Source organism: Exiguobacterium sp. SH4S7, from assembly GCF_004336795.1.
Lineage (GTDB): Bacteria > Bacillota > Bacilli > Exiguobacteriales > Exiguobacteriaceae > Exiguobacterium > Exiguobacterium aurantiacum_A.
On record NZ_SJUT01000004.1, the window covers coordinates 146,402 to 162,775 of the forward strand.

Sequence of the window (16,374 nt, forward strand, 5' to 3'; positions counted from 1 at the left end):
GAACGTTATGACGCGCCATATATTATGTCTCAATTTTATATCCCACTCCCCACACCGTATGAATGATGACTTCATGTGGCACAACGGAATGTAATTTCTCACGGATGTTACTGATGTGAACCATCACGGTCTGGTTCGTCCCGACGCCGTGCTCTTGCCAGACAGTCTCAAAAATCTCTTCTGAACTATATACCCGGCCTTTATGTGTCGCCAGTAAATATAAAATCTCAAATTCACGTGCCGTCAATCGAATCATCTGCTCTTGCATCGTGACGGTGTGGCTGGCTCGATCAATGAGAAAAGGTCCTGCTAATACGCTTGAGGACTCACTGGGTCGATTGTAATTGGAACGGCGTAGTAATGCTTTAATACGAGCCATCAACTCGAGCGGGTTGAACGGTTTGATGATGTAGTCATCTACACCCGTCGTCAATCCCAATATTTTATCCATATCACCAACTTTGGCACTGACCATGAGGATCGGGATCTGACTCGTCTGGCGCACCCGCTTACAAAACTCAAGCCCATCCATCCGAGGCATCATCCAATCTAAAATAATTATGTCAAACGGTTCTTGGTTAAATAAAGCAAGCGCCATCTCCCCGTCGGTAGCCATCGTCGTGTGATACCCGTCATTCTTTAGATACACATCAATCAGTTCTGCGATTTGGACATCGTCATCCACTAACAAGATTTTTGTCATGCCTAAAACTCCCTTGCGAATTAAAGTTGGAAATTCTGATACAAACGTCGGAACGGAGCGTATTGGACGACGAAGCGAACGAGTAGAAAGCCTAAGAGTGCGCCAAGCGCATTCGCCAATAAATCATTCACATCCGTGCTTCGTCCACTGCCTAGTGTCGTACGCACCAATAATTGTGTCAGTTCAAGGATCAGACTAAACTGAAACCCTCGTTTAAGTATTTCTTGTGTCGTGATCGCCGGTTTCAAAAATGGAAGAAAACAGCCGAATGGGAGGAACATCACGATATTCAGCAAAAATGAATGCAAGTCGATGGTCAAAACCGGAATGAAATTAATCGTTCTCCACCATGGGACTTGGTTCGCGTATTTTCCTAAATTGACGTCAATCGGGAAAAAGACGAAGTGAAGGACACCTAATAAGTATATCCCGAATGATAGAAGCAAAATCGTTTGTGCGACTTTTACATTCTTTTTACGAAACGACCAGACGAGTAACGTGATCAATCCGAGAATCGCGAGCGGGATGAGGACGACCTTTGATTCGATTGTGAACATAATTGAATAATCTTGATTATACATGGTTGTAAACCTCCTAAGAATTTGAACTGCCTTTATCGTAGATGACAGTTCTAAAGATTTCTTAAAGGAGTTATAAATGAAATCTAAAAAAAGGCAAAGCGTCTCGCCTTACCCCAAGGTTTATTGAACAATGGACCAGGAAATGAACTCGGATTGCTATCGGGTGACCCAGTGGTTGTTCGTCACGTCAAATTCATCGTTTTCGTGTTTCTAATACTGAAAACCGGGAACAGATATGGTATGATGCAAGTAGAAAGAGACCGGTGCTCGATACACCGGCCTCTGGCTCACAGGCTACCACTTTAAGAGTGGCCCAGCCGCCACAATGGTTAGTGAATCAGAAAGTGACCCATCTCATTGCGCCGAGGGGGTCATTTTTTTGTGCGTTCAGACGTTGCACGATCGGATGTTTGGTGGATTACCAAGTGAACGATAATCGGAGCGAGGATCGGAATGATGACGTAGTCACCGACCCAGGTCCATAGTTGTTCCATCCGCACCACCGCCTTCCTCCATTGCGGAATTGGCGGCTGACCCCACTATTGCTGTGTTAACCTGCCTCTTCATTATAGCAGATTCCCGCTAAAATAGATGCTAAAAACAGGAACGTTTGTTCTTATTTAATAAAATGAACCTTTAGATGGAGTCGTCTCAACACTGGGTCCAAAGGTGGAATTGAACTACGATAGTGTTGCATGTCTGAAGTCAGACAGGATATAATGAGTCTCGTGTGTAACCACATGGGTGGGTGAGGGTGCCAACAAAGGATTGATTCCTATGGCAAAACAAACAGAATGGAAAACAGAAACATACGGGGGCGTGCTGAACTTTCTGGCGACAGCATACATCCCGGCCGTACATGCGGCAATCTTGACACAAGCCGGACTCCCGTTCGAGGGAGCGCTCGTCGGAGCGATTTTGACAAGCATCATCGGGACGTTCATCGCGGGACTGTTCAACTTACCGTTGTTGCTCCTACCTGGTATGGGCATCAACGCGTTGTTCACGTACACGCTCGTCCTGCAGATGGGACTGAGCTGGCAGAGTGCGCTCGCCGTCTCGCTCGTCTCGGGGGCGCTTGTCGTCCTCATGACGGTGACGAAAGTGGCGAGGAAACTCGCGAACGCGTTCCCGCCGATTATTCATGACGGACTGACGGTCGGACTCGGCCTGTTCCTCATCTTGATCGGGCTCGAAGCGGCAGGGATCGTCTCGGGCGGTGGTGGGGCACTGCTCCACATCGGAGACCTTGGGGAGCGACCGGTGCAGGTCGCGTTCCTGACGCTATTCGTCGCGATTCTTTTGTTCTTGAAGATGGGACCGAGCAGCTTCCTCTGGACGATCGCGTTCGGTGTCGGTTTGAGCGCTGTCACGGGCACGCTCGACTGGACAGGTGAGTTCGCGCTCACACCGTTCTTCGAGTCGTTCGGGACCGTGTTCGGCAACGTGTCGTTCGCGCAATCGACATCACCGATCTTCCTGATCGCGGTCGGCGTGTTGACGCTCGTCTTGTTGATCGAGAACATCAGCCTGATCCAGAATCAGACGCGGGCGATCGGCAAGGACGATCAAGCCCCGAAAGGTTTGATCGCCCAAGGGTTGTCGACGATGGCCGGGGCCATGTTTGGCTCGAGCCCGACCGTCTCGACGGTCGAGGTCGCGGCCGGCATCTCGGTCGGCGCACGCGGCGGCATCTCGTCGTTCGTGACATCAGGTCTTTACGTCGTCTCGCTGTTGTTGTTGCCGCTGTTCGCGATCATTCCGGTGACGGCGATCGCACCGGTCTTGATCATCATCGGTATGATGATGTTCCAGAACGTGAAGCATCTGCCACTCGACAATTGGGAGCAGGCCTTCCCGGCGATCCTCGTCATTATCATGATCCCGTTCACGTACTCCATCGTCGATGGCATCGGGCTCGGCTTCATCGCCTACACGATGATCGTCTTGTTCAAGAAGGGCTATCGCTCGCTCAGTCCGGTCGTCGGTGTCTTGACCGTATTGTTCTTGGTTTTCTTTTCTTTACCAGTCTGGCTGTAAACATGCTGAACGGGACCGTTCAGCATGTGCTCTCCAATCGACAGTAGAAACTTGTTCCTAACGATTGGAGAGATAATCACGAGAAGAGGAGCGTCGTCCCGGGAGGATGATGCTCCTCTTCTTTCGTGTAATCAACTTCATTCTTTACTAATCGTTCTAGAAAGGATATAGTGAGGGTGTAGTTAGAACGTTCATTCTAAAACTGTGTGGTGACCGAAGGAGGATCGAGATGGCTAGAAGTAAAGAGTTTGACGAAACGATTGTATTAAAGAAAGCGATGGAATTGTTTTGGGAACAAGGGTATGAGAAAACATCGATGCAAGACTTGGTCGACCACATGGGCATTCATCGACGAAGCATTTACGACACGTTCGGTGACAAACGCTCGTTGTTCTTAGCATCGCTCGGCGAGTATGAAAAATTCATCACGCATGAGATGGAGACGATTATTCGTCAACATGAATCCGTGAAGTCAGCCATCGGGGACGTATTTCGATTCATTCTGAGGTCTTCTGAAACCTATCCAAAAGGGTGCCTATCCGTCAATGCAGCCGTCGAATTGTCGCTCTTGGACCAAGAGGTAGACCGGATGGCGACGACGATGTTCCATCGGACCGAGGACATGTTCCAAGAGTTGATTCAACAAGGAAAAATCAGTGGCGAGCTGTCAACCGACATCGATTCGGAACAGATGGCGCGTTTCTTGCACAACAACTTGATCGGTCTTCGTGTCTTGATCAAAACGAACTACACGCAAAAAGAATTAGAAAGCATCATCGCGCTGGCACTCAGCGTGTTGGACTGACTTTCTTTTTTTACCTGTTTTAGAACGTTCATTCTAAAAAACGTCAACAGGTTTTTATCATACTTAGGGTGCACAGTTACAAGCCGTTGCGAAATGGGCGCAACAAAAGCCGGACGAAGACTATGCATGGCTACATGCGATCGAACAACCGGTCCTTGTGACGAATGGGATTAAAGATGTCATGGTGCCGACTGAGAACAGTTACATTTTGGCCGAAAAAATACCGAACGCACAATTGATCGTCTATCCGGATTCTGGACACGGTCATCTGTTCCAGTTCCCCGAACGATTTGCCGCACACGTCAACCTATTCCTCGATTCAGATGCGATTTGATCATCTGTCGAGACAAACAAAGGAGAGTCAATCATGAACAAAATGATGAAAGCAGCTCAAATCAGTCGATATTCGAAAGTAATCGAAGCGCAAGTGAACGAGGTACGTGTTCCGGACATCGGGGACAATGATGTGTTGATCATGGTAAAGGCCGCCGCCATCAATCCACTCGAGATGTTGATCATGATCGGTAGCGTAAAACTGATTCAAGATTATGCTTTCCCGCTGACAATCGGGAACGAACTGGCGGGTGTCGTCGAACAGGTCGGGAAACATGTGACCGGTTATTCCGTCGGGGATGACGTCTACACGCGTCTGCCGATTGAAAAAATCGGGGCCATCGCTGAATATGTAGCAGTCGATGCATCTGCCATCGCAAGGATGCCCAAAAACTTATCTTACGAAGAGGCAGCAGCTGTCGCTTTAACGGGACTCACAGCCTACCAAGGACTACATGAAGAGTTAAACGTCCAGTCCGGACAATCTGTGTTCATTCCGGGGGGATCGGGTAGTTTCGGTCAAATGGCCGTTCCGCTCGCGAAGTCGTTAGGTCTGACAGTGATCGTCAGTGGAAATGCGGAGTCACGCGAACGGACGCTGAAGCTCGGTGCCGATCAATATTTGGATTATACGACGCAAAACTATGAGGACGTCTTGAAAAACGTGGATTATGTCATCGATACGTTAGGGCCGACAGAATTCAAGAAAGAGCTGAGCATCCTCAAACGAGGCGGACGACTCCTGTCTTTGCGGACAGGACCGAATAAACGTTTCGCAAAAGACCGACAGCTCCCGTTCTGGAAACAAACGTTATTTTCGATGGCGGGTGCGAAATATGACCGGATGGCCAAAAAACATGACGTCGAATACCGCTTCATCTTCGTACGTGCGAATGGGTCACAACTCAAAGAAATCACGAGCGTCGTGGAGGCGAACCAAGTCGTTCCTGCCCTTCATCCGAAACGATTTACGATTGATGAAGTGAACGAAGCACTACAGTTAGTTGCGACGGGTCGGCCGAAAGGAAAGGTCATCATTACGTTCTGAAGTATGTGAGACTACTGCTTGTAGCAGAAAAAGAGGGAGAGACTGCCATGAAAAAAACGGTTCTCATCACAGGCGTGTCAGGTGGGATCGGCAAAGAATTGGCCGATCGCTTTGCCCGGGATGGACATGAGATGGTACTCGTGTCACGGAATGAAGCGAAACTGTTAGAAATCGCTAAAGATTATCGGATCAATCATGGTGTCGGCGTCACCGTCATCGCCAAAGACATCGCGTCACCTGGAGTGCCAGAAGCGATTTACAAGGAGCTCCAGGAGAAGGGGATCCACGTGGACTACTTGGTCAACAATGCCGGGTTCGGTCTGTACGGGACGTTCTTAGAGACAGACATGAACCAAGAGGTGAATATGATTGACGTCAACATCAAGGCGTTGACGGTGATGACCAAATTGTTTTTACCCGGTATGGTTGAACGGAATCAAGGGGGCGTCATGAATGTATCTTCCATGGTCGGTTTTTTCCCGGGACCGTTGATGTCGGTGTACCACGCGACGAAGTCATACGTGTTGTCGTTCTCAGAAGCGCTCGAAAATGAAGTGAGCGGGACGAACGTGACGGTGACCGCTTTATGTCCAGGGTTAACATCGACCGGTTTCGTCGACCGCTCCGGGATGCAGGCGTCAAAACTGTTTCAAACGGGCACGATCATGGAAGCAGGACGGGTCGCGGATATCGGGTATCGTGGCTTTATGAACGGAAAGACCTTGATTATCCCAGGGAGACGGAATCGGCTCGTTGCCTTCCTGCCCCGACTGCTTTCGCGTAAGCGAATCACTCGCATGATGCGAACGATGCAGGATGGATCGAAGCAGTGAATGAATAGGGCGTCATTAGCATAAACATCTGAGGCTCAAACATAGCGCGGTACCGTTCCTAACGGTGCCGTTTTTTGTATGATTGAAAAAGGAGGTGTTCGAATGGATCAAGCAGGCGGATTCATTTCCATCGGGATGGCTTATCCGAACCATTATCCGTTACCTAAACTTGCTCAAAATGTATGTGAGGAACTGTTAAGTAGCGGTGGAGAAATCATAAACGTGACATTCAGTCAGGATGAAGCGGGGAACGATTGGACGACAACGACAGATACCGACTTTGCTCGGATCGGGCATTACGGATCTATCCATTTACGAAGTAACTATTTTGGAGGCGTGGATATGGTGATGACCGTGTCCCTTCAAGTGATGGACACTTATGTCGGGATTCTCATCGATTTGAACTGGGGGGATGTCGTTTCACATCCTGCATCGAGATCCGCGTTCACACAGCAAATCGAACGACTGCTCGTCGACGTGTATCGTCATGTGCCATTCTCCTACGCGATTGCTGGGCACGAACTTGAACTGGATTGGGCCCCTGGGGTATTTCCGACGTCAGCGGACTGGCTAAATGCGTTTTCCCTTTCTATTGTCCCGACGCCAGAAGGCTTAACGGTCACTTACGGTTCGATTTCAATCGACGGGATAACTCCACAATTCAAAAAGAAAGTGTCCATCTCGCTAGATGTATAAGTCATCATTGTGAGAATCAATCGCTTCCGTCAAGCGTTCCTTGATTGACCAAGGATAGAAAAATATGACCGGAACAGAAGTAATCGAACATGATACAATTTCCTTACCTTATGAATTGAGGAGGGACAGATTCATGACTAATCGTTCAAACGTCATCGACGAATTTGCATCCTATACAGATTGGCTAAACACGCTAGAGAGATTGGATGAATCGATGTGGGAAAAGCCAATTGCGACCGACAAATGGTCAATCAAAGCAGTCGTCCTTCACATCGCCCATTGGGACAACCATCTGTTGAACGTCATCATCCCAGCCGTGAAGAACGGAGAAGGGATGATCTTCCCTGAGTTCGACTCGTTTAACGCGCGGGCGACCCAAAAAGCGAAACGTCTCTCGGGAGAAAACGTTCTCCAATTAGCCAAAACGAGTCGGAGTTCACTCATAGAAGTGCTGCGGTCATTGCGTCAAGAGACGCTGACTTCGCACACGACGGCGAACGGGGTGACCCATTGCCCGCATCAGGGTGTTCCGTATACGCTTACTTATATCGTCACCGAGTTCATCGGACATGACCGGCATCACCAGCAGCAAGTCGACGCCATATTGGGAAGAACATCTTGAAGAGACGAGCGAAAGTGCGCGGTATCAGACGAAGATTGAAACGATTGCACACGTATATCGACGAACAGACCTATTCGTTCCCGACGACGTTCCATGACGGGTATTGGCACAACAAAATCCCAATTGATCAATCGTTCTTACTGTCGGTGCAGGAGAACAGCCGGATTCAATATGCGGTCATCGAGGCGATGATGGAGGGGCCTCCCGTCTCGTGCGTCTCCGAGAAGAGGAGCGGTACCGGGTCGTCGTCTTACTCGATTTGCCGACGCTTTGGCAGTCCGAACTTCTCGTGATTGAAAGTGACGTACGACTGAAGGCGTTTATGGAACGTGACTCGCCAGAACAGACATGGACGCGGTTACCTAACGATCACGTATTCCTGCAACGGCTCGACCTGTCAGCGGATGTCGAGGTGCATCGGTTCCACGAGCGGATTCAAGATGAGGATGATATTTATACAGGAGAAGTCTGGTTGCTCGTTCAATGAACGGGCAATTTTTTTGTATGACGAATAATAGGAAGTTAAGCACAACGTCTCAACGTAAACCCAAAAACAACAGTGATATTTACAAGTTGATTAAAATGTCGAAAGGTAATTTGATAGAAAATATGGTACAATTTAACATGTAAAAGGAAGATGACTCATAATCTTTACTACACAGTCTTTCGAAGAGAAAAAACATCATCATGATAAAAGCTCACGATAAATGCTTGATGGTTTAAAAAGAGACGGAGGTCGTTCAGTTGAAAAGATTCACACTTCTTCTACTTTGTATTCCTTTGATTCTGTTATCGGCATGCATTGGTGACAAAGAAAATGTCGAAGCTATAAAAGAGAACGTTAACGTGCAGCCTAAGACTATAAAAATAAGCGACGATAGTGAATTAAAAATCGTGCCACTTTACACACAGTATCAAAAGTATTTGGAGGCATCTCTAGAGACGAATGATTCAGAACAGAAAAAGAAATTTTTTAGAGAATTTGTTCTCGATTACATAGGGAAGATTGGAGAAGAGGAGAAGTTCGGAACAGCGGATTTGAAAGGCAACTTTTTGATGAAATCGACATCCTATGAGCAACAACTCCTAAATCGAATCGATGTGCTGATGAGCAAACATGGTGAGATTGAAGAAACGATTATAAAAACTTACATCGCTTCCCATCAGGCACTTCCTAAAAAGAAAAGTACGATTTTTCTCGTACCAATCAATTCAGAATTTGCATTTATCGGTGAGTCACTGGGTGGGATTAGTGGAAATGCATATAAAGATACTTTTGTCTTTTATCTGAATGAAGACTTCGATAAAGATATCCTTGCTTATGCGACTGCACATGAATATCATCACTTGATTCTTCGCGACACACCAAACTTTATGGTTAGTTCGGTTTTAAATTCTGTCATATTAGAAGGGAAAGCAGATGCTTTTGCAGATCGAATTGTCAAAGGCGTCTCACCTCCTTGGCATGAACCAATGGATGAGAAGACGAAGGAGCATGTAGCCAACCTTGTTAATGATTATGAAACAACATTTAACGATTTTGTTATCGGTAATGAGCAAAAGAATCTTCCTCGCTGGAGTAACTATATTTTAGGAAAAGATATTCTCAACCATTACTTAGAATCAAATCCAAAGCTTTCGATTCAAGATTGGACATTCAAAGAAGATCATGAAATCTTAGAGGGCTACAAATATCAAGAGATTCTTCAGCAATGACGAAACAAGTCACATGATTTTCCAGTATCGCAGTCGTGATACCCGGTCCCCAATCAGTTCGCTCTATTGATTGGGGGCTTTTGTTTAAAGGAAGGATTACTGAGCTGTGATTATGAAGGGTGATGTTTGACGAAAATCAGCGCGTGCATTCCCTACAACTTCGTGACGAAGCGACCTATCTACTTCCGATTCACGCCTGGTAAGGATGGGGGATCGACTCGTCAAACATTCACCGCTCCACGACCCGTTGATGATCCAAAGCTCAAAACAATATGAGCAAGAGCCGGTGAAACAAATTGACTGGGTCGCTACAGCCAAGACAGGGAAGCTACAGGCGAAAGTATATGAGCGCGAAAACCTCGATACGTTCACATTATGCTTGACTTGAGCGGTCCGCTCGGGAATGGTCTCCACGCCCGTTACGAAGAGTTGATTCAACAGGCCGCTTATCTGGTATCCTATTTGGTGAAGGAAGAGTGTAAAGTCGAGCTGTTCATCAATCGCCTAGATGCTGATAATAAAGTCGATCACCTTCGGATGAGTGACGGTCGTAAGCAGTTGCGCCTCGCACTCGTGCGCCTGGCGTGGATTCACGAGTCGAATCGATTCGTCGCCTCAAAACGGTTTGGCCGAATCATCGAGCGCCAAAAACATCCACATGCGGAACTGATTCGGATTGATGCGTCATTCCTAAAACAAATGTCTGTCGGTTGAAAGGAGAAAGAAACATGTTCCGCCTGATCACAACATTCGCTTTAGCCGGGGTCTTCACGCTCGGTGCTACGTCGGCAGCTGCGGCGCCGACAGAACGATCCGCGGAGCGTTTCGCTGAAGAACATTTCGAGTCAATCGTCCTCGACCATATCGAAGGAGACGACCCGAGTAACTATCACTTGACGGAAAGTCGCACCGTCTCGTTCGGTCCGCTCCATGAAGTATTGATTGCCGCGCAATCCTGTTATTCGTTGGACGAAATGTGTACGTTCGTCTCGAGCAAGGAGTACGTATCAGCCGTCCTACAAGATGGGGAGCCGAGAAACGTCATCGGTACGTGGGAGCAAGAACCGGGCATTTTCGCCTTCTCCACGTTCGGGTATGGCGACGAGTTGGCCATTGCCTTAGCTGATGTGTCCGGCTCACTCGTCCATTCTGCTCAAGAGAATGCCTGGTTTGACTTAAACGGGGAGACGTTGACCGCCATGACGACCGATGCGAAACGGTTCATCAGCGGAGACACGATCACGCTCGAGATGTATCAGAAACTCTTGGTCGAAACACATTCAAACGATCAAGGTTCTGTGGAGGATGCCCTTACTGGTGGTTCAGGTGACGTTCAGACGATAGAGCCGAAATCTTTTCGGATGATTGGACTCGCGTTGTTGACGGGACTCCCGCTCGGTTATCTTTTTTACCGGAGGCGATGGAAAAGATGAATGTGAAACGTCCGTGGTTACGTGAAGTTGACGCGACCACGGCTTTATTTGTGCGTCGACACGCAGTGGACACGGATAAATTTGAACAAAAGACGGAAAGATTATCACGTTCGAACGATGGTACGTTATGGAAAATCGACCGTTATCAATTCGACCAAGTCTATGATCAAAGGCTTGATGAGGTGTATCGCTCGATTCGTCGACAAGATGCTGACATCTTTTCATTTCATTCGGATGACATACAGATCGATAAGGGTTTTACCGATGTAACGATACTACGTTACCTCATCTTGCATCCGTTCACGCGAGACGTCTATGTCGATGCCGCATCATCTGGGGTCGTTGAGACGGTGTATGTCTGGATGCATCCGATTGAGGTGTGTAAACAGAGAGACCGAATCACTCGTGTGACGCTAGACGTCTCGGACATCGCGACATGTTTTACGGACTACGAGAAAGAGCCGGACTTGAAACTTTGTCGAATCCTCTATCATCAGACAGAGATGCTGATTTTACCGAGCCATGCATTCAAAGAGGGAGAAGCAAATCGCCTAATTTACCGACATCTCGCCGACGCAGAGTTCCCGTTACGCGTGGAGCGGAAAACAAAGGTACTGTTGCCGAAGAGACATCGTTTCTCGTTTGAACGCTTAGAAGAGGATTCTGTCACATCCGGAATCGTTCATAATCATGAGACGATCGCCCCATGGCTGACACTTTCCCGTGACGAACATCGCCAAGACGTCGTCACGTTCTCAAATGAAACGGATTGGCTGTTGAGCTATTACCGTGAGGGACTGACACTCCAAGGGACGACAATCGAATCCGTTGAGTCGATTGACACAGCGGATTATGAGACGTTCTTTCACCACGTGACAAAGGGTATGTTTCCAATCGAGTTGACGTTCTGTCTCGGAGGAACGTTCGGCCCGAGGGAGAAAGTGTATCGATTGACGCTTCATGATGACGACTGGAAGAAGTTGATTGAAGACAAGCTGCTGCCCCAGCTCGGCAATCTGAAAGCAAGCGGGTTTTGGCAGTCCCTCTCATCCCCTACATCTGTACAGACACTTGAAACGTTCATGGGAGAGTATCATCCTCATATCTTCGGAAACTTCGCACTGGCGCATGATGCGGACGATGTGTATCACTTTCTCGATCATGTGAACGGTTCAATCAAGCGGTTTTGAAGTAGTAAGCAGTGCTTTTACATTGCTTGTTGCATATTTTTTACGAAATGGAGCTGTACAAATGAAAACATATACGTGTCTCTGTTGTGGTTACAAAACGCTGGAGGAAAAGCCGCCCGGAACGTTTTTGATTTGTCCGAACTGCTTTTGGGAGGATGATGGCGTAGGCCCCGACGATTGGGGAGGGGCAAACGGTGTTTCTTTACGAACGGCGCAGCGAAATGTGATTCGTTTCGGGGTTTCCGAGGAACAGTTGGTCGGCGATCGTCCATCGAGAGAATATGAAAAGGACGCGGCATGGAAACCCGTCTGGGAAGCGAATCCGTCGATGTCACCCTCCTTATTAATCGATGGTGTAGTCTTGCATCGAAAAAAGAATAAGCCTATTGATATCAACCGGTTCAATGAACAGTTTGAAAAAATGTTGAAACAAAATGGATGGACGTTTGGCGGAGAATTTGTTCAGTCTGAAGAATAAGAGACTGTTTCGAAAACTACACAACGCATCAAGCCATAAGGTTATACCTCGCTGATCTTGTTTGGCATTTAGAGTAAGAGAACATACAGAAATCAGGTGAAGTAATGTATCGATATAGAATAACCAAATACAATCCCGCTTTTCGAGACGAGCCCTATGGATATGAAAAGGATGAATGGACAGCCATTTCTGATATCGGAAAGTCGTTTGAAGGCATCACGCTTCACTTTGAAGAGTACATGAGAGTTGAAGATGCCTATGTGACCTCGGTCAAGTGGATCATGAAGCATTGCAATGTGACTTCCCTAAGAGTGTCTTATATTGAGAAGCGAGGTCGACTTTCACGTCATGAAATTCAACGGCCTGACCTTTCGGAAATCGTTTATACTGCAAAAACGAGAGATTTGTATAAACGGGTAAAGAAAGGAACTGTGCTGACTGGGTGGAGAATCGAACATATGATTCGCTTGATGTTGCGAGAAGAGCTTTATGCGCAACTCGTTGGGAATGAATCGCATCATAAAGATGAACCGTTTAAAGTGTTTATCGGATACGATTATTTGATGGGGATTCATACGAATATAGATCTTCAGCACCTGAAAGAACAGCTCTTGAATATCGGAATGTATCTCGAAAATCCGTCTGGGGAGAGTTGACTTGAACATACTTAGAGAATTCAAATCAATCGATAGTGAAGTTTGGCGAGTGCAACTCGACGAGAGTGACGCATTCCTCATCATCAAAGATGAGAGAAGGAGGAGTGATCTCACCGATTATCCGTGGTTTTCTGAACATGAGGCTTCTATTTTTGAATCAAAAGAAAACGTGATTCATGTCAGTTATCTCGTCACCCCGGACGTCCGATTGAGTCCGGAACACTTGGCTGAAGTGTATGTAGTTGTCGAACAGCTATTGCATCACATCGCCCAGGCCTCATGTGATATCGTATTCAGCCCATACAGTTTCCCTACCAAAACGGAGATACATACTCATATAAATGAGACGTGTAAGATTGATTCGTATTCAGTCGATGCGTATCGAGACCTGACTCAAGTACAGTCCAAATAGATTACGGTTATACAAAAACACCGCCCTTACGCCAATGCGTAGGAGCGGTGTTTTCACATATAAGGTCCGTTCGCCTGAACGACGAACTGAGAGTGTTCGTAATGGTAGGTGATGCGTGAGTAGTCGAACGGTTTCCCGTTCGATAGATGAAAAATCGTCTCGATGCGGAGCGTCGGATCATCCGTCCGCAAGTCCAGATATCCTGCTTCCGTCTCATTCAATCGTCCGACCTGCATGTACATGTCCGAGAATCCAATCGTGACACCGAGCGCGCCCTGGACGTAATCGAAAATCGAGTCGGCAACGATCTCCCGGTTCAAATACGGCACAATCGCCTTCACGTAATACGATTCTTCGTAACAGAACACCTTGCCGTCGACATAGCGGACGCGTTCGACGCGATAGACGTCATCCGTCACGTCAATCCCGAGATTCATTGCGATTGTCTCGTCAGGTTTCGTCACCGATACGTCGAGCACATCCGATGTCAGGACGCGGCCCCCGAGGTTGCTCTTGAACCCTTGCGTCGAGAACAGGCTCATGTAGCCCGGGCGGTTATGACGCCGGACGAAGATGCCGCTCCCGCGAAGTTGGAAGACCACCCCACGCCGTTCGAGCAGTTCGAGCGCTTTCGTCACCGTGCTCTTACTGACGGCATATTGGCTCATCAACTGTTCGAGCACGGGAAGTTTATCGCCTTGTTTCAAATCATGTTGATTGATGTACTGTTCGATCTCTGCTGCAATCTGTTGGTATTTTAGCACGTTCATCCCTCATCTACTTGAAAATGTTGCCTTCATTATACCACACACATGTTTGCTAAAAGTTCACAAACTTTTTTATTGTATCGCTATTGATTAATTGTACCGGTACAATTATAGTAAGAGTGTACAAAATGTAAGCGTTATGAAAAAAGGAGGGTATTCACTTGAGTAAAGTTCGGGATTATTCAAAACTCGCCAAGGACATCTTGGAGGCTGTCGGCGGGGAAGACAACATCATCAACGCAGCCCGGTGTGCGACACGGCTTCGTCTCGTCTTGAAGCGGTCAAACCCGCAGGCGAAAGAGCGTGTCATGGCGATGCCAGGCGTCATCACGGTCGTCGAGACGGGCGGACAGTTCCAAGTCGTTATCGGACAGCACGTCGGAGAAGTGTTCGAGGAGTTCACGCAGCTCGTAAAAATCGAAGGCACTGAAACGGAGGCGGACCAAAAAGGAACGATACTCAACCGGATCATCGCGACGATGTCCGCGGTGTTCGCGCCGTTCATCTATATTTTAGCGGCAGCCGGGATTTTGCAAGGAGTACTCATTTTAACGACATTGTTGTTCGAAGGTTTCGCCGAGACGGGAACGTACGAAGTGTTCAGCTTCATCTCATGGGCACCGTTCACGTTCTTACCAATCTTTATCGCCATCACGGCATCAAAACACTTCAAGACGAACACGTTCATTTCCGTCGCGGCAAGTGCGGCCTTGGTCAGTCCGACATGGGCCGAGATGGCGGCACGCATCACGTCAGGGGAGACGATCAGCTTCCTTGGGATTGCCTTGTCCGGTACGACGTACACGTCATCGGTCTTGCCACCGCTCTTCCTCGTCTGGATCTTGTCTTACGTCGAGCGGTTCTTGAACCGGCATATGAATGAGGTCATTCGTCCTCTATTTGTGCCGTTCTTCAGTTTGGTGCTCATGGTGCCGCTCACGATCCTCGTCATCGGACCAATCACGACGATGGGTGCGGTCGGGATCGCCAACGGCTATAACTTCCTAGCTGAAAACGCGCCGTTGCTCGCTGGCGCCATCATCGGTGGACTCTGGCAAGTCGTCGTCATCTTCGGGGTCCATTGGGGCGTGACGCCGATGGTGCTCGCAAACTTCGACCTATACGGCCGTGACTCGTTCCAAGCGTATCAGACGATCGCCGTCATCGCCCAAGTCGGCGCCGTCCTCGGTGTCATCTTGAAAGCGAAGAGCCAAGAAATCAAAAAAGTCGGAGTCTCGGCAGGAATCACCGGTCTGTTCGGGATCACCGAGCCTGCGATCTACGGGGTGACGCTACGCTTCAAGAAACCATTCATCTTCGGATGTATCTCGGGTGCGGTCGGTGCCATCGTCGCAAGTTTCTTCACCCCATACTACTTTGCCTACGCCGGACTCCCGGGCCCACTCACTCTTGTGAACGGAATCAGTGAAGACGTGCCGACATCGATTTGGGGACTGTTGATCGGGACGGCGATTGCCATCATCCTCCCGGTCATCTTGATTCAAATCTTCGGCTTCGGGGAAGACACTGCCAAACAGGCAAATGAAGAATTGGCGACGCCAGCGACAGCGGAAGCGAGCGCGACGGTCGTCCAAGAAGAAACGATTACGTCACCGCTATCAGGGAAAGTCATCGCCTTGAGTGATGTCCCGGACGACGTGTTCGGCTCTGGGGCAATGGGGAAAGGTTACGCCGTAGAACCAAACGGGAATAACATTGTGGCGCCATTCGATGGGACGGTCGTCATGGTTGCACCGACAAAACATGCGATTGGACTGCGTTCGAACTCAGGGATCGAGCTCTTGATTCACGTCGGGCTCGACACAGTGACACTTGACGGGAAACCGTTCACTGTCCACGTCAAAGATGGGGACAGCTTCAAAGCGGGCGATGTATTGATGACGTTCGATCGCGACATGATCGCCGCCCATAACTTATCAAGTATCACACCAGTCATCGTGACGAACAGCTCGACTTACGCCGATGTACTCGTTCAACCAAGCGATGAGACAGACACAACGAAGCCGATGCTCACGATTGTTCATCAATAAGGAGGAATAA

General features: G+C 48.3%; 19 protein-coding genes and 2 pseudogenes. 17 read left to right on the forward strand and 4 right to left on the reverse strand.

Annotated features, from left to right (window positions below):
- Positions 1-22: 22 nt before the first annotated feature.
- From EVJ29_RS09755 to EVJ29_RS15615, 3 genes are all read right to left on the reverse strand, one after another.
- On the reverse strand, positions 23-703 hold the full coding sequence (locus tag EVJ29_RS09755) for a response regulator transcription factor (protein ID WP_131505045.1): 681 nt from the start codon (positions 701-703) through the stop codon (positions 23-25).
- Between the two features lie 20 nt (positions 704-723).
- Positions 724-1,284, reverse strand: coding sequence for a VanZ family protein (locus EVJ29_RS09760; RefSeq protein WP_131505046.1), 561 nt, complete (start codon positions 1,282-1,284; stop codon positions 724-726).
- 371 nt (positions 1,285-1,655) lie between these two features.
- Positions 1,656-1,778 carry a hypothetical protein gene (locus EVJ29_RS15615; protein WP_255569860.1) on the reverse strand — a complete coding sequence of 41 codons (123 nt, stop codon included), beginning with the start codon at positions 1,776-1,778 and terminating at the stop codon, positions 1,656-1,658.
- A gap of 283 nt (positions 1,779-2,061) precedes the next feature.
- Here EVJ29_RS15615 and EVJ29_RS09765 point away from each other — a divergent pair, with 283 nt between their 5' ends.
- The 16 genes and pseudogenes from EVJ29_RS09765 (at position 2,062) to EVJ29_RS09835 (ending at position 13,134) form a co-directional block, all read left to right on the forward strand.
- Positions 2,062-3,324 (forward strand): NCS2 family permease, encoded by a 1,263-nt coding sequence (locus tag EVJ29_RS09765; RefSeq protein ID WP_016508713.1) that lies wholly within the window; start codon positions 2,062-2,064, stop codon positions 3,322-3,324.
- 229 nt (positions 3,325-3,553) lie between these two features.
- Entirely contained in the window at positions 3,554-4,129 is a 576-nt protein-coding gene (locus EVJ29_RS09770; RefSeq protein WP_131505047.1) for a TetR/AcrR family transcriptional regulator, read from the forward strand.
- Between the two features lie 100 nt (positions 4,130-4,229).
- A pseudogene (locus tag EVJ29_RS09775) lies at positions 4,230-4,463 on the forward strand (alpha/beta fold hydrolase); the annotation flags it as partial.
- 33 nt (positions 4,464-4,496) lie between these two features.
- Entirely contained in the window at positions 4,497-5,510 is a 1,014-nt protein-coding gene (locus tag EVJ29_RS09780) for an NADP-dependent oxidoreductase (protein WP_131505048.1), read from the forward strand.
- A 47-nt stretch (positions 5,511-5,557) separates the two neighbouring features.
- A complete protein-coding gene (locus EVJ29_RS09785) occupies positions 5,558-6,343 on the forward strand; it encodes an SDR family NAD(P)-dependent oxidoreductase (RefSeq protein ID WP_131505049.1) in 786 nt (261 codons plus the stop codon).
- Between the two features lie 102 nt (positions 6,344-6,445).
- A complete protein-coding gene (locus EVJ29_RS09790; protein WP_161567348.1) occupies positions 6,446-7,039 on the forward strand; it encodes an Imm64 family immunity protein in 594 nt (197 codons plus the stop codon).
- A 133-nt stretch (positions 7,040-7,172) separates the two neighbouring features.
- Positions 7,173-7,661 carry a DinB family protein gene (locus tag EVJ29_RS09795; RefSeq protein WP_131465016.1) on the forward strand — a complete coding sequence of 163 codons (489 nt, stop codon included), beginning with the start codon at positions 7,173-7,175 and terminating at the stop codon, positions 7,659-7,661.
- On the forward strand, positions 7,658-7,954 hold the full coding sequence (locus EVJ29_RS15620; RefSeq protein WP_161567349.1) for a DUF3916 domain-containing protein: 297 nt from the start codon (positions 7,658-7,660) through the stop codon (positions 7,952-7,954). Before EVJ29_RS09795 ends, EVJ29_RS15620 begins: the two co-directional genes overlap by 4 nt.
- Positions 7,873-8,148 (forward strand): DUF3916 domain-containing protein, encoded by a 276-nt coding sequence (locus EVJ29_RS15625; protein ID WP_161567350.1) that lies wholly within the window; start codon positions 7,873-7,875, stop codon positions 8,146-8,148. The genes EVJ29_RS15620 and EVJ29_RS15625 overlap by 82 nt, the downstream gene beginning before the upstream one ends.
- A 257-nt stretch (positions 8,149-8,405) precedes the next feature.
- A complete protein-coding gene (locus EVJ29_RS09810; RefSeq protein ID WP_131440684.1) occupies positions 8,406-9,377 on the forward strand; it encodes a DUF2268 domain-containing protein in 972 nt (323 codons plus the stop codon).
- Positions 9,378-9,582: 205 nt separating this feature from the next.
- A complete protein-coding gene (locus EVJ29_RS15565) occupies positions 9,583-9,765 on the forward strand; it encodes a DUF58 domain-containing protein (protein WP_236633501.1) in 183 nt (60 codons plus the stop codon).
- Positions 9,753-10,091: a hypothetical protein gene (locus EVJ29_RS15570; RefSeq protein ID WP_236633502.1), complete on the forward strand. Its 339-nt coding sequence runs from the start codon at positions 9,753-9,755 to the stop codon at positions 10,089-10,091. Before EVJ29_RS15565 ends, EVJ29_RS15570 begins: the two co-directional genes overlap by 13 nt.
- A 14-nt stretch (positions 10,092-10,105) precedes the next feature.
- Complete coding sequence (locus EVJ29_RS09820) at positions 10,106-10,810, forward strand: hypothetical protein (protein WP_131440686.1); 705 nt, start codon at positions 10,106-10,108, stop codon at positions 10,808-10,810.
- Complete coding sequence (locus EVJ29_RS09825; protein ID WP_131505053.1) at positions 10,798-12,000, forward strand: hypothetical protein; 1,203 nt, start codon at positions 10,798-10,800, stop codon at positions 11,998-12,000. Before EVJ29_RS09820 ends, EVJ29_RS09825 begins: the two co-directional genes overlap by 13 nt.
- A gap of 61 nt (positions 12,001-12,061) precedes the next feature.
- Positions 12,062-12,310, forward strand: a pseudogene (locus EVJ29_RS15575) (CPCC family cysteine-rich protein); the annotation flags it as partial.
- A 272-nt stretch (positions 12,311-12,582) separates the two neighbouring features.
- Positions 12,583-13,134, forward strand: coding sequence for a hypothetical protein (locus tag EVJ29_RS09835; protein WP_131505054.1), 552 nt, complete (start codon positions 12,583-12,585; stop codon positions 13,132-13,134).
- Positions 13,135-13,599: 465 nt separating this feature from the next.
- Here the strand turns inward: EVJ29_RS09835 and EVJ29_RS09840 are convergent, their stop codons facing one another.
- Positions 13,600-14,310: a GntR family transcriptional regulator gene (locus tag EVJ29_RS09840; protein WP_201739009.1), complete on the reverse strand. Its 711-nt coding sequence runs from the start codon at positions 14,308-14,310 to the stop codon at positions 13,600-13,602.
- 164 nt (positions 14,311-14,474) lie between these two features.
- Here EVJ29_RS09840 and EVJ29_RS09845 point away from each other — a divergent pair, with 164 nt between their 5' ends.
- Positions 14,475-16,364: a beta-glucoside-specific PTS transporter subunit IIABC gene (locus EVJ29_RS09845; protein ID WP_131505056.1), complete on the forward strand. Its 1,890-nt coding sequence runs from the start codon at positions 14,475-14,477 to the stop codon at positions 16,362-16,364.
- The last annotated feature ends 10 nt before the right edge of the window (positions 16,365-16,374 follow it).